This is a genomic window from Micromonospora jinlongensis, assembly GCF_013410645.1.
Taxonomy (GTDB): Bacteria; Actinomycetota; Actinomycetes; order Mycobacteriales; family Micromonosporaceae; genus Micromonospora; species Micromonospora zamorensis.
This window is the reverse complement of sequence record NZ_JACCHK010000001.1, coordinates 4216333-4230273: the sequence shown is the minus strand read 5'-3', so window position 1 is coordinate 4230273 and position 13941 is coordinate 4216333. Positions and strand designations below refer to the sequence as shown.

General features: G+C 71.4%; 12 protein-coding genes. 1 reads left to right on the top strand and 11 read right to left on the bottom strand.

The features are described from left to right. Positions 1-193: 193 nt before the first annotated feature. From HNR22_RS18735 to HNR22_RS18700, 8 genes are all read right to left on the bottom strand, one after another. Positions 194-1267, bottom strand: a complete 1074-nt coding sequence (locus HNR22_RS18735) for an ATP-binding protein (protein ID WP_179781441.1) — start codon at positions 1265-1267, stop codon at positions 194-196. Then, positions 1264-1941: a response regulator transcription factor gene (locus tag HNR22_RS18730; RefSeq protein ID WP_179781440.1), complete on the bottom strand. Its 678-nt coding sequence runs from the start codon at positions 1939-1941 to the stop codon at positions 1264-1266. The genes HNR22_RS18735 and HNR22_RS18730 overlap by 4 nt, the downstream gene beginning before the upstream one ends. 183 nt (positions 1942-2124) lie before the next feature. Continuing rightward, on the bottom strand, positions 2125-4197 hold the full coding sequence (locus HNR22_RS18725; protein WP_179781439.1) for a carboxypeptidase-like regulatory domain-containing protein: 2073 nt from the start codon (positions 4195-4197) through the stop codon (positions 2125-2127). 166 nt (positions 4198-4363) lie between these two features. Next, positions 4364-5026: a DUF5701 family protein gene (locus HNR22_RS18720; RefSeq protein WP_179781438.1), complete on the bottom strand. Its 663-nt coding sequence runs from the start codon at positions 5024-5026 to the stop codon at positions 4364-4366. 64 nt (positions 5027-5090) lie between these two features. Beyond that, the gene (locus tag HNR22_RS18715) at positions 5091-5852 is read right to left on the bottom strand and encodes a LytR/AlgR family response regulator transcription factor (protein WP_088950711.1); all 762 of its coding nucleotides are present in this window, start codon (positions 5850-5852) and stop codon (positions 5091-5093) included. A 23-nt stretch (positions 5853-5875) separates the two neighbouring features. Continuing rightward, complete coding sequence (locus HNR22_RS18710) at positions 5876-7102, bottom strand: histidine kinase (protein WP_179781437.1); 1227 nt, start codon at positions 7100-7102, stop codon at positions 5876-5878. Between the two features lie 39 nt (positions 7103-7141). Continuing rightward, positions 7142-8713 (bottom strand): sugar transferase, encoded by a 1572-nt coding sequence (locus HNR22_RS18705; protein WP_179783616.1) that lies wholly within the window; start codon positions 8711-8713, stop codon positions 7142-7144. 264 nt (positions 8714-8977) lie between these two features. Then, the gene (locus HNR22_RS18700) at positions 8978-9838 is read right to left on the bottom strand and encodes an Fpg/Nei family DNA glycosylase (RefSeq protein ID WP_179781436.1); all 861 of its coding nucleotides are present in this window, start codon (positions 9836-9838) and stop codon (positions 8978-8980) included. A 165-nt stretch (positions 9839-10003) separates the two neighbouring features. Between HNR22_RS18700 and HNR22_RS18695 the strand changes: the two genes are divergently transcribed. After that, entirely contained in the window at positions 10004-11272 is a 1269-nt protein-coding gene (locus HNR22_RS18695; RefSeq protein WP_179781435.1) for a glycosyltransferase, read from the top strand. 126 nt (positions 11273-11398) lie between these two features. Here HNR22_RS18695 and HNR22_RS18690 read toward each other — a convergent pair whose 3' ends face one another. The 3 genes from HNR22_RS18690 to HNR22_RS18680 are packed head-to-tail and all read right to left on the bottom strand — an operon-like array spanning position 11399 to position 13882. Further along, a complete protein-coding gene (locus HNR22_RS18690) occupies positions 11399-12121 on the bottom strand; it encodes a CDP-alcohol phosphatidyltransferase family protein (RefSeq protein ID WP_179781434.1) in 723 nt (240 codons plus the stop codon). Continuing rightward, entirely contained in the window at positions 12096-13163 is a 1068-nt protein-coding gene (locus tag HNR22_RS18685; RefSeq protein WP_179781433.1) for an iron-containing alcohol dehydrogenase family protein, read from the bottom strand. The genes HNR22_RS18690 and HNR22_RS18685 overlap by 26 nt, the downstream gene beginning before the upstream one ends. Beyond that, on the bottom strand, positions 13151-13882 hold the full coding sequence (locus HNR22_RS18680; protein ID WP_179781432.1) for a phosphocholine cytidylyltransferase family protein: 732 nt from the start codon (positions 13880-13882) through the stop codon (positions 13151-13153). Before HNR22_RS18680 ends, HNR22_RS18685 begins: the two co-directional genes overlap by 13 nt. Positions 13883-13941 lie beyond the last annotated feature (59 nt).

The following is a 13941-nucleotide window of genomic DNA, read 5'->3' as shown; positions in this document are numbered from 1 at the left end:
AGAGGTCGGGCGGAGCCGGACGGCCCTGGCCAGCGCCGCGCGATCAGCGACGGCGGCCTGGGCAGGGCCGGCGTGACCGGCCACGGTTGGGGCCGACCGGTGGCCGCCGGGGCAACCGTGCCGGGTCTGACGGGCGGGGGGACCTGCGCTCCGGTCGGCCCGGTGGCCGGAACGGGAACGCTGCCAGGGCTGGTCATGCGGCCTCTTTTCGGTGTGGCCCGTCGATCGGGATGGTGACCTGGATGCGACAGCCGGGCTGGTCTCCCCGGTGCGGTCCGACCGGATCGAGGACCCGGATCTGCCCGCCGTGCAACTCGACGACCCATCGCGCGATCGCCAGACCGAGACCCGTCCCGCCGCCGGCCGACCGGTCGCCGCGGGTGAACCGCTCGAAGACCCGGGAACGCTCGTCCGCCGGAATGCCCTGGCCCTCGTCGCTCACCTCGAACCGGAGCTGGTCACCGTGGTCCTCGGCGCTGACCCGCACGACGCCGCCGGGTGGGCTGTGCCGCGCCGCGTTGTCGAGCAGGTTCGCGAACACCTGGTGCAACCGCCACGGGTCCGCGTTGACCGTCAGCGGTGTCAGCAACTCGCGAAGCTCGAAGTGCACGTCCATGCCGGCGCCGGACGCGCTGGCCGTCGCGTGCTCCACCGCCTCGTCGAGGAAGTCCCCCACGTCCATCCGTACCCGGCGCAGCGGCACCACCCCGGCGTCGAGGCGGGACAGGTCGAGCAGGTCGGCGACGAGGTGTCCGAGCCGTTCGGTCTGGGCCAGCGCCGAGCGCAGCGCCGCGGGCTCGGGATCGGCCACCCCGTCCACCATGTTCTCCAACACGCCCTGCAACGCGGTGATCGGCGTACGCAGCTCGTGCGAGACGTTGGCGATCAACTCACGTCGACGCTGGTCAGCGGCGTGTAGGTCCTCGGCCATCTTGTTGAAGGCCTGAGCCAGCTCACCGACCTCGTCCCGGGAGGTGGCGCGTACCCGTCGCGTGTAGTCGCCCCGGGCCATCGCTCCGGCCGCCGCTGTCATCTCCCGCAGCGGCGAGGTCATCCCGTGGGCGAGCACCTGCGAGGTGACAAGACCGATGCAGATGCTGGTGACCGCTGTGCCCGGCGGGAGCCAACCGATGCCGTACCAGAAGTAGCCGATGGCCACCGCCCAGGAGGCGACCAGCAGGACGCCGAGCTTCATCTTGATCGAGCGGACCGGATCCAGCGGGCGGGGAAGAACCTGGTCCAGCCAGGCCACGAGCCGGCCGGTCACGCGGGAAGGTCCAGGGCGTACCCGACTCCGTGCACGGTGCGGATGAGATCCGCGCCCAGCTTGCGGCGCAGGGCCTTGATGTGGCTGTCCACAGTGCGGGTGCCGCTTCCGTCGACCCACCCCCAGACCTCGGCGAGGAGTCGCTCTCGCGGCAGCACCGTGCGGGGCCGCCCGGCGAGGTGGACCAGCAGGTCGAACTCGGTCGGGGTGAGGTGCACGTCCGCACCGTCCAGGCGCACTCGCCGTTCGGCCTGGTTGATCTCGATGCCGCCGATCCGGATGGCGGGCGGCGCGGCACCGGCGGCCCGCTCCAGTCGGCGTAGCAGGACGTGCACCCGCGCGGCCAGCTCCCGCATCGAGAACGGTTTGGTGAGGTAGTCGTCCGCGCCGACTGCGAGCCCCACCAGCAGGTCTGTCTCGTCGTCGCGGGCGGTGAGCATCAGCACCGGCACCGCACGGTCGGCCTGGATCCGCCGACACACCTCCAGGCCGTCGAAGCCGGGCAGCATCACGTCCAGGACGACGAGGTCCGGCTGGCCGGCGTGGAACTGCGCGACGGCGCTGGGCCCGTCCGAGGCGATCTCCACCGTGAAGCCCTCTGCCCTCAGCCGAGCCGCGATGGATTCGGCGATGGTCCGTTCGTCCTCGACCACCAGTACCCGGCGTTGCGTCATGGGTCCCGACTGTAGGGAGCCGCCGTGGAGATCAGTGGGTGGCGTTGTGAATAACCTGTGGAGAACGGTTCACGGCTGTGGATAACTCCGCCACCATGCCGGCTGGCCGCTGCCAGCACCTCTCTTCCCCGGGCACGGAGCGGGGCCGGTGGCGCATGCCACCGGCCCCGCCACGTCGAACCGTCAGCTGGTCGGTACGACCAGGTCCACGGACAGGCTGCCGCTGGCCGGAACGCTGAAAAGCCCCAGCTTGCGGGTGCCGTCCGGCTGGGTGACCAGGTAGCGACCGTCGAACTGCTTCTCACCGAGCGTCGTGTTGTAGGTGAAGAAGATCCGCTGTGGTCCCTTGAGGCGCAGTCTGAACTGGCCGTCGGTGAACCACACGTTGCCCGCGACGTCACCGGTGTCGGCACTGCGGGCGATGATGAAACCGCTGGTGAAGGGAGTGCCGTCCGGCGTACGGAAGGTGCCGGTCAGCTCGACGCCCTGGTCTAGTTGAACGTTGTGGGTGGCGGCTGCCCCGGCGGTCACCGTCACCGGGGTGGCGGTGAACCGGCTGGTCTTGTCGCCGGACCACTCACTGGCGTACGGGTTGGCGGCGACCACCAGCGGCCACGCGTACGGGCCGAGCCGCTTGAGCGTGTAGACACCGTGCTCGTCGGTGGTGGCGTCCTGGGCGCCGACACCGGGGTGAGCGGTCAGCACCGACACGCCCGCGTTCGGCACCGGCTGCCCCGTCGGGTCGGTGACCGTGCCGGTGATCGTGCCGGCCCGGTCCATCTTGACCTGCGGCCCGGTGACGACCTGGCCAACGGTCGCGGTGACCGCCACTGCCTGTCGCTCGTCGCCGGTGCCGCCGTCGGCACCGACCCACTGGCGGCCGTAGGTGTCGCTGAGCGGCACCGCGAGGAGCTTGTAGTTGCCGGCGGCGAGTGGTCCCACCTGGATCTTGCCGTTGCGGTCGCTGCAGTCGCCGTAGCCGTCCCCGAGCGACGCCTGCTTCGGCAGGAAGGTGTCCAGGCAGATGTCCGCCACCGGTGCGCCGCTCTGCCGGTCGACGATGGTGGTGCTGATGAGCGCGCCGGGCCGCATCTTCACGGTCAGCTTGGTGTCGCCGTTCGCCTTTACCCGCACCCCGGTCACCTCGCGGGAGAAGTGGAGCCGGTCCGGAGCGTCCAGGTAGAGGGTGTGGCGGCCCTGCGGCAGGTCGGTGACGGTCACCGTCCCCGTGCCGTTGCTGCACACCGACTGGGCGCAGAAGTCGGCGATGGGCGCGCCGGTGACCGAGTCGACCGCCTGCAGGGTGATCGAGCCGGTGCCCAGCAGTGAGTCCGTGATCGTCGTCTGCTGACCGCCCCGTACCTCGATGTGGTCGGCTTCCTCGGACGTCAACTTGCCGCGGTAGTACTGCTGCCGGTCACCGGCGAACACGCCGACGATGTAGGAGCCCGGGAGCAGTTGCGCGCTGAACTCACCGTTCGCGTCGGTCTGCAGGTAGACCGCGCTGGCAGCGGTGGTGGCGCTGACGATGACCTGGGCGTCGGCGAGCGGGGCACCGGTGGCAGTGGTGAAGCGGCCGCTGAGGCCGCCCGCCGGCAGCGCCGTCTCGTTCACCACGGTCGTCTCGTCCGTTTTCACGTCGAAGACTCTGGCGCTCTCCCGGTCGGTCGTTCCGGGCACGTACTGCACCTGGTCGGAGCCCTGGATCGGCTGGAGGCTCAGGATGTAGCGGCCCGGCCGCGTGACGAAGGTGAACCGACCCTGGTCGTCCGTGCGACCCCCGGTCAAGGCGTCCGTGTCGACCTCTCGGGCGTCGATGGCCAGGTCGGGCAACGGGTCGCCTGCGGCGTTGACGATCTGGCCGCTGATGGTGCCGGTGCCGAAGAGCTGATCGTCGGCCCTTGCGGTGCCACCGGCGGTGACGGTCACCGGGGTGGCGTCCCAGATGGTCGCCTGCTGGCGGTAGTACTGCCCAGGTTGCTCGAGCGGGAAGTAGCCCACCAGGTACGAGCCTGCGGGCAACCCGGAGAGGGTGTAGTTGCCGTCGGCGTTGGTGCTGGTGTCGTCGACGTAGTTCCAGCTCTCAGACTCGTAGACCAGCACTTGGACCTCGGCGGCGGGTGTGCCGGTGCTGGTGGTCAGTCGTCCGCTGATGGCACCCGTTGCCGCGGCCTGTGCCGGTGTGGCACCGGGCAGCACGAGTGCCGCCACGATGGCACCGGCCAGCAGGGCGCGGCGGGCTGGGAACAGCTTCATGGATTTCCCCACGTGAGGGTGGCGGGGCGGCCTGAGCAGGCTCCGCCCACACCGACCCTGCGCCCCGTAACGGAATCGGCACTCGGAGAATAGGCCATCGGCTATGTCAGCCGGGAGGGCCGGTCGGACGAAACCGCGCGACCGGTCATCCCTCCTCAGCGGACGGTCACTCCAGGCCGACTCGCTCCGGCCGAGCCGACGCGGAGCCGAGCCAGGTGTGCGGGTTGCCGTACCAGCACCAGCCCAGTTTCGGCGCGCCCTGGCTGATCCAGAGCGCAGGCACCCGCTTGTCGCCGCAGCGGGACCCGACGAGCGAGAAGCACCGGTTGCTCGCCAGCGCGGCCGGGTGCAGCGTGACGAAGGCCAGCCCTTCGTCGATGGTGAGCGGCAGCCGACCCTGGGCGGTGATCCCCTCCATGGCGGTGGCCGGTGCCAGGTTGCGGAACTCCTCACCCCGGTCGACGTCGAAGAGCAGGTACGCCGGCCCGGCTGGCACCTCCAGCTCCTTGATCGGGTCGAAGCGCGGCAGGTCGTCCTCGGCGTAGTGGCGGTCCAGGACGCCGGGCTTGCGTTTGCCGGCCAGCGTGGTGAGCTCCAGTCGTTCCTGCACCCCGACCAGGTCGCGGGTGATGACCAGCAGGAAGGGCACCCGGGCGTCGGTGGGGGCGGACAGCCCGCCGGCACCTTCGATCGCCCTCGTGCGCAGCGGCGCGACCAGGTCGCGGAAGGCGCTCTCGGGCAGCCCGGCGAGGGTGGGGTAGCCGAGCTGGACCAGTCGGTCGACCTGACGGTCGAACTCGGTCTCGGCGTCGAACGGGGAAACATTCACGGCAGCCTCCGGAAGTCGTACGGACTAGCGTACAACGTACGGCAGCTGTCGTCCCATTCCCGGATCAGCGACTCCAGTCCTGCTTCGCGGCCCTGACCAGCTTGTCCTTCAGCTCCCGGGTGTGCCGCCGACTCACCGGCAACTCGGTGGAGTCGATCACCACGACGTAGCCGGAGTTGACCAGCCGCAGCTCTGCGATCAACTTCAACTGCACCAGGTACGACCGGTGCACCCGGACGAAACCGGCATCCGCCCAGCGCTCCGCCAGCGTGGCCAGCGAGACCCGCACCAGGTGCGACCCCTCGGCGGTGTGCAACCGCGCGTAGTCACCCTGCGCCTCCACCCACCGCACCGCCGAGCGGGGCAGCATCCGCGTGGTGCCGGCCAACTCGATGGGGATGGTCGGGTCCTCCTCGGCGCGTGCGAGGGCCGCCGGATGCGACGGCACCACCCGCGACCCGATCACCCGACGCAGGGACTCGGCCAGCCGGTCGGCGCGAACCGGTTTGCGCACGTAGTCGGTGGCACCCAGGTCGAAGGCGTCGACCGCGCCGTCGTCGTACGCGGTGACGAAGACGATCGCCGGTGGTCGGGCGAACCGGCGCAGCACCCGGGCCAGCTCCATCCCGTCCAGCCCGGGCATCCGGATGTCCAGGAAGACCACGTCCACGTCACCGTCCCGGAGCAGCCGCAGCGCCTCCGTCGCGTCACCGGCCGTGTGCAGCCGGGCCACCCGGGGATCGGCCCGCAGGTGGTACGCCAGCTCGTCGAGCGCGGGCGGCTCGTCGTCCACCGCCAGCACCCGCAGGAAACCGGACGCGTTCACCGCACCCGTCCCCGTTCGCTCGCTCACGACCCTGCCCGTACGCCGGGGTGGAACTTCGGCACCCGCATGCTCACCTTCGTGCCCGAGCCCAGCCCGGTCTCCACGACCAGGCCGAACCGGTCCCCGAAGACCGACCGCAGCCGCTCGTCGACGTTGGAAAGACCGACGTGCTGGCCCGTGTCGTCGCCCGGGTCGCCAGTGCCGCGGGCCAGCTCGGCGATGCCGGCGGTCAGCGTGGTCGGATCCATTCCCACTCCGTCGTCCTCCACCGTGATGTGGCATTCGGCGCCCGCGTCCCGGGCCTCGATGCTCACCATGCCCGTGCCCGGCTTGCGGGACAACCCGTGGCGAACCGCGTTCTCCACCAGCGGTTGCAGGCAGAGGAACGGCAACGTCACCGGCAGCACCTCCGGGGCGATCTGCAACCGCACCTGCAACCGATCGCCGAATCGAGCCCGCTCGATGGTCAGGTAGCGGTCGATCGAACGCAGCTCCTCGGCGAGAGTGGTGAACTCCCCGTGCGCCCGGAAGGAGTACCGGGTGAACTCCGCGAACTCCAGGATCAGCTCCCGGGCCCGCTCCGGGTCCGTGCGGACGAACGACCCGATCGCGGTCAGCGCGTTGTAGATGAAGTGCGGGCTGATCTGCGCCCGCAACGCGCGGATCTCGGCGCGGGCCAACCGCTCGCGGGACGAGTCCAGCTCGGCCAGGGCGAGCTGGTTACCGGCCCAGTGCGCCGTCTCCAGGGTGGCCTGCACCAACCCCGGTGGTGGTGGGCTGTCGGCGATGGCCACCAGCGCGCCGACCACCCGGCCGTCCGCCCCCTGCAACGGCGCGACCACCGCCCCTCGGATCGGGCAGTCGACCCGGTCGCAGTGCAGCTCCTGCTCACCGAGCACCGTCGAGCGGCCGGTCTCCACCGTCCGCTGGGCCGCCGCGAGCAGTTGCTCGCCGTGGTGCGTGCCACGTCCGTCGAGGGCCAGCAGCCGGTCGGCGTCGGCGAGCGCCAGCCCGGCCGCGCCCACCAGAGCCCGCAGATGGCGTACGGCCTTCGCCGCGCCCGCCTCGCTCAGCCCCGCTCGCAGCGGCTCGGCGGCCAGACCGGCGGTGTGCAGCACCTCGTAGGTGGCCCGTTGGGTGGCGGTGGCGATGCCCCGGCGAGCCCGCAGACGCAGCACCGCCAACAGAGCGGCGGTCAGCGCGGTGACGAGCGAGACGACGCCGACCACGGCGGAGAGGTTGGCACCCACGCAGCGATCCTTGCCCCTGCGGGCCGGCGCGCCAAGCCCCTAGTACGCGCCCTTGCGAGCGAGCACCACCCCGACGGTGCGCCACAGGATGCTGAGGTCGTACGCCAGCGACCAGTTGTCGACGTAGTAGAGGTCCAGCCGGACCGACTCGTCCCAGGACAGGTCGGAGCGGCCGGAGACCTGCCACAGCCCCGTCATGCCCGGGCGGACCAGCAGGCGGCGGCGCACGTCGCCCAGGAAGTCGCCGTCGTCGGCCGGCAACGGACGGGGCCCGACCAGCGACATCTCACCCCAGAGCACGTTGATCAGCTGCGGCAGCTCGTCCAGCGAGGAGGCCCGCAGGAAGCGGCCGACCGGGAAGACCCGGGGGTCCTGCTTCATCTTGAACAGCATGCCGTCGGTCTCGTTGCGGTCGACCAGGCTGGCCAGCCGATCCTCGGCGTCGACGTACATGGTCCGGAACTTCCACACCCGGAACGTGCGCCCCTCGTGCCCCACCCGCGGTTGGCGGAAGAACACCGGCCCCCGGTCGGAGATCCGGATCGCCACGGCGATGCCCACGAAGAGCGGGATCAGCAGCAGCAGGCCCAGGCCGGCGGCGACCCGGTCCATCAGGTTCTTCGCCAGCAGCGCCGGCCCGGAGAGGGTCGGTTCCTCGACGTGCAGCAGCGGCAGACCCTCGATCGGGCGGATGTGCACCCGAGGGCCAGCGATGTCGGTCAGCTGCGGTGCGACCACCAGGTCGACGCCGGAACCCTCCAATTGCCAGGCCAGCCTGCGCAGCTCGCCCGGCTCGGCGCTGGCCGACCCGCAGACGGCGATCGTGTCGCCACCGACCTCCCGGACCAGGGCGAGAACGTCGCGACCGGCGTAGATCGGAACCGGGGTCGGCATGCCCCGGGCCGCCGCGTAGCCGTCGGTTATGTGGATGGCGACGGGCACCAACCCGGCGGCCGGGCTGCGGGTGACCGCCGCGTAGACCTCCAGGCACTCGGGCAGGGTGCCGACCAGCACCATCCGGTGAGCGGCCTGACCGGCCCGCCGCCGGATGTAGTGCAGCGCCCAGCGGGCCACGAACCGGCCCCACAGGATCAACAGCAGCGCCCCGAGCAGGGCCGTGCCGACCGTCCAACGGGACAACGCGGTCTTGGTGGCGAAGGCGAGGAACGAGACGCTCGCCGCGACCGTCACCGCGGCCCGGATCACCCGCTTGAACTCGTCCGGGCCCAGCCCCAGGTAGCGCCGGTCGTACGCCCGGTTGCTCCAGAGGATGACCACCCAGCCGAGCGGGAGCAGCAGGTAGGAGATCGTGTGGAACCAGGTCGGGTCCTGCTGGGTGCCAGAGAACCCGGAGGCGGCCTGGTCGAAGAGCTGGATCGCGATCCAGCTGGCGAACGCCGCCGCGCCGAAGTCGAGCAGCAGCAGGATCGCGATGTAGGGGCGGTGCCAACGGGAGACACGACGTCGCGCCCTGGTCCACGCCGACCGGGGGACGCCGTTGTGTGACGGCGGCGTCGGCGGCTGGATCTCGAAGCTGTCGACGTGCCGCACGAGTCTGCTCCGGCCTTCGTTGGTTACCGGGCGCTGGAGGCTTGCCGTCACCTCACCCATGTCCTCCCGCATGACACGGGCTGCTCACTCGCAGTGAGGGCCCGGGTCGCCCACCGTCCCAGTCTCCCACGCGGACTCCGACCGGTCGCCGCCCAGAAGGAGATTGACGACCGATGGTGCCGGCGGGATCTGGCCGGCTCCGCACCATTTCAGAAGCCGGGGACCGGGCCACTATACCGATGGATGCGCGCGTGGCGAGAATGGCGGACCGGAGCTTCCGCTCAGTAAGGGCGATTCCGCTCCGTAGTCGCGGAGTGGAATTACTCACCGTACGAGACGGGACAACCGTCGGTCAGCGAGCGGCTTGCCGCCGGTCTGGCACGTCGCGCAGTACTGAAGGCTCGAATCGGCGAACGACACCTCGCGTACTGTGTCCCCACACACAGGGCAGGGCAGCCCGGTGCGGGCGTGCACCTTCAACCCGGACCGCTTCTCGCCCTTCAGCTCCGCCGCCCGCTGACCGAGGGACCGCTCGACCGCGTCGCCGAGCACCTGCCGGGTGGCCGCGTGCAGGGTGGCGATCTGGTCGTCGGTGAGCCGGTTGGTGATCGCGAACGGGGACAGCTTCGCGGCGTGCAGAATCTCGTCGGAGTACGCGTTGCCCACCCCGGACAGCACCGACTGGTCGGTCAGCACCCCCTTGACCTGCCCCCGCCGGCTCCGCAGCCGCTCGGCGAAGGTGGGCAGGTCCGCGGCGAGCGCGTCGGGGCCCAACTTGGCCACCCCGGGCACCGTCGCCAGGTCGGTGACCAGGTACGCGGCCAGCTTCTTCTGGGTGCCGGCCTCGGTCAGGTCGAAGCCGGACCCGTCGTCCAGGCGTACGCGCACCGCGATCGGACCCTTGCCGGGACGAAGCGGGGTGGTGGACGGGAACGCCTCCCGGTAGTGCAGCCAGCCAGCCCGGGCCAGGTGCACCACCAGGTGCAGGTCGCCCTCGAAGAGCACGTCGAGGAACTTGCCGTGCCGGCTGGCATCGACCACCGCTCGACCGGCAACCGCTGTCGGTGCCGGTTCGTACGTTTTCAGGGCGCTGATCGCGGCGATCTCCAGCCGGTCGACACGCCGCCCCACCGCGCGCTGTCGCAGGTAACCCGCGAGCGCCTCAACCTCCGGTAGCTCGGGCACGACACAACGGTAGCCTTCTTTCCGGTGAGCGTGCGGAATCAGCTCGCGAGTCCCTGTCGCGAGCGCGGGGGCGTGAGCCTGCGAGCCCCGCAGACGTGATCTTGCGAGCCTTCGCGCAGGCGGGGGGCAGAAGCCGGCACGGCCGCGAACGAAAGGCAAGGCTCCGTGAAAATCGTGGTGGCGCACAACCGGTACCGGGAAGCACAGCCCTCCGGCGAGAACACGATCGTCGACTCGGAGATCGCTCAGCTGACCGCCGCCGGCGTCGAGGTGCTGCCGTTCATCCGCAGTTCGGACGAGATCCCGTCGATGTCGAAGGTGGCGAAGGCGCTGCTGCCGATCTCGCCGATCTGGGCGCCGCGCGCCCAGCACGACCTGAGCCGGCTGCTCACCGAGCACCGACCGGACGTTCTGCACCTGCACAACCCGTACCCCCTGCTGTCGCCGTGGGTGGTGCGGACCGCGCACCGCCACGGCGTGCCGGTGGTGCAGACGGTGCACAACTACCGGCAGGTCTGCTCCTCGGGGATCTACTTCCGTGACGGTGTGATCTGCCAGGACTGCAAGGGCCGGGCGCTGGGTGTGCCGGCGATCAGGCACCGCTGCTACCGCGACTCGGCGGCCCAGAGCGCGTTGATGGCGACCACCCTGGCCGTGCACCGGGGCACCTGGCGCTCCGTCGACCGGTACGTCGCGCTCACCTCGGCGATCGCCGATCACCTCCGCGACTACGGCATACCGGACGAACGCATCGTGGTGAAGCCGAACTCGGTGCCCGACCCGGGCCGGCCGACGCCGCTCGGTGACGGGTTCCTCTACATGGCCCGGCTCTCCCCGGAGAAGGGCGTCGACCTGCTGCTGGACGCCTGGCGCCGACACCCGGTGGGTGCGCTGGGCACGCTGCGCGTGGCGGGCGACGGTGAGCTGCGCCCGCTCGTGGAGGCAGCGGCCGCCGAGCGGGCCGACGTCGTCTACCTCGGTCAACTCGACCGTGCCGGGGTGCGGGCCGCGGTCGAGGCGAGCGCGGTGGTGATCGCCGCCTCCATGTGGCACGACGTACTGCCGACCGTGATCCTCGAGGCGCTGGCCAGCGGCCGGCCGGTGCTCGGCACGGCGTTGGGCGGCATCCCCTACCTGGTCGGAGCCGACGCCCCGCACGAGCCCGCCGGCACCGGTCCGGCGCAGGTCGCCTCCGCCGTCGCCGGCGGTGGCGGGTCGCCGATGCCGGCCGGGATCGGTCTGGGCGATGCCGGCTGGGTCGTCGCCCCGGAGCCCGCCGCGCTCGCCGCCGCCCTGCCGGTCGCCCGGGCCGGCGCCCCCGGGCTGGCGCTGACCGCCCGCGCTCGCTACGAGCGCACCTTCCACCCCGACGTGGTCACCAAGCAGCTCATCGACATCTACGCGGGCGTAGCCCGCACCCCCCACCACGTCTGAACCGCGCGTGCGCTTCCGCGCGTGCGCTGGCGTCCGCGTGCGGCCTCGCGCCGAGCGCGGGGGACCGCCGCGCGGGCAATCTTGGGACCGCGCCGGATCGCGTCGCGCCGCAGGTGTCGGTGGCGGTCAGCGCAGGGAGGCGCGGGCGGAGAAGGCGATGCTGGCGAGCAGGAAGCCGCCGTTGACGATGGTGAACGCGACCATCACCCAGAGGACCAGCGCGGGGGCCACGGCCAGCACCAGGGCGGCCACGAAGATCACCGCGCCGTAGTCGCGGATCAGCTTCACCACGCGGACCGGCAGCGAGGTCGAGGTGACCATGCTGGCGGCGTTGGGGCCGGCCTGCATCACCGAAGTGACCAGGTTGACCATCCAGGTGCCCGCGAAGGTCGCCACCAGCCAGGTCGGGGTGGAGGGTTCCTGCGCCACGGCGGTCGCGGCGAGCGCGGCCACCAGGGCGATCTGCGCGGCCACGTCGCAGAGCACGTCGATGCGCGCGCCGGCCGCGCTGCCCTGGCCGGTCACCCGGGCCAGCTGCCCGTCGGCGCAGTCGAGGGAGTACGCCACCTGCCAGCCGATCAGGGCGAGCAGGCCGACCGCCCAGGCCGGTACGTCGCCGTCGGCGACCGGGCCGGCGAGCGCCACCACGGTGACCGAGGTGGCCAGCCCGAGCACCAGGTTGCTGATGGTCAACGCGGTGGGGCGCAACCCGAGCCGCTGGGCGACCAACGCGAAGACGGCCCCCAGCCACTGGCTGATCGACTCGCTGAACAGGCCGCCGCCCCGGTTCACCCGGTGGAAGTCGGCGACGGTGGGACGGGGGTCAGCCAAGCTGGTCGCGGATTGCACCGGCGTAGTCTGCCAGCCGCTCCCGCGTCTCGGTAGGCGACAGCGCCAGGTGCTCCAGGATCGTGTAGCGGTCCGGTCGGGTACGCGGCGCGAACTGCACCGCCTCGATGAACTGGTCGTCGGTGAGCGCCACCTCGGCGGGAAGCCGGGGCAGACCGTGCCGGGCGAGGCAGGCCGACATCTCCCCGAACCGGCGGAGGTCCCCGCGCAGCCAGGTGCAGAACAGCGCGCCCAGCCCGGCCAGCTCGCCGTGTGAGGCGGTGCCGGGGAAGAGCGAGTCGACCGCGTGCATGATCTCGTGGCAGCCGCCGCTGCACGGTCGGCTGGTGCCGTCGACAGCCATCGCCAGACCGCTGGAGATCAACGCCTCGGCGAGGACGATCACGAAGGCGTCGTCGCTCATGTCGCCCGGGTGGTTGAGCACCGCCTCGGCGCCCGCTCGCGAGAGCGAGGCGGCCAGCCCGTCGACCGGCTCACCGCGTACCTGCCGGGACAGCTCCCAGTCGGCCAGCGCGCTGATGTTGCTGATCACGTCGCCGATGCCGGCCCGGTTGTGCCGGTCCGGACCGCTCTCCACGAAGTCCAGGTCGACGATCACCCCGATCGGGATGTGGACCCCGTAGGAGCCCTTGATCCCGTCGGTGATCAGGCTGGCCACCGGGGAGGCGATCCCGTCGTTGGCGAGGCTGGTCGCCACCGACACCATCGGTAGCCCGCGACGGGTCGCCGCGTACTTGGCCACGTCGATGGTCTTGCCGCCGCCGATGCCGACGACCGCGTCGTACGACCGGGCGCGGAGTTTGCCGCCCAGGTCGTCGGCGGCGTCCAGCGTCCCGCCGGAGACGGTGAAGACATCCGCCGAGCGCAGCGAGGGTCGGATCAGCTCCGCGATCTGGGCGCCCTGACCCGGGCCGACCACCACCGCGACGTCGCCCCCGGAGGAGATCCGCCCGTCGGCCAGGATCGCGCCCAGGTCGGCGACCGCCCCGCGTCGCACGTCGATGTGCAGCGGGGTGAGGACGCTCCGAGCTAGTAGCGGCACGCGATCTCCCGCGCGCGGGCCAGGTCGGCGTGGTTGTCGACCTCGACCCACGGGACGTCACCGATCGGCGCCGCCCGCACCTCCCCGCCCCGGTCGGAGAACTCCTGGTAGCCGTCCTCGTAGTAGAGGTTCGGGTCCCGTCGCCAGGTCGCCTCAAGCGCGTCGGCGAGGGCGTCGGCGACCTGCGGCTCGATGAGCGTGGCACCGATGTACTCCCCGTACGCCTCGCCCGGGTCCATCAGCTTGGTGATCCGGGTGAGCTGACCGGCGGCGTCGAAGGTCGTCTTCATCTCCTCCTCGGCCAGCGGCTTGAGGGTGTCCACGGCGAGCAGGATGCCCGGGCCACGCTCGGCGAGCAGGGTTTTCTCCACGCTCACCGGGTGCACGGTGTCCCCATTGACCAGCAGCACCCCGCGCGCGAAGTACTCCCGGGCCAGCCAGAGCGAGTAGGCGTTGTTCCACTCCTCGGCCTTGTCGTTGTGCACCAGGGTGATCGTGACCCCGTACCGCTTCTCCAGGTCGGCCTGCCGCTCGCGGACCGCGTCCGCCGCGTAGCCGACCACGATCACCACGTCGGTGAGCCCGACCTCGGCGAGGTTGCCCAGCGCGATGTCCAGGATCGTGGTCTCGCCGTCCACCGGCACCAACGCCTTGGGCAGGGTGTCGGTGTACGGGCGCAGCCGGCGTCCCGCTCCGGCCGCGAGCACCATTCCGATCATCGCGACATCCTCCCTCGTCCTGCTCCCCGTCATCGCTGGAGGATAGCGCCGGTTGGTCG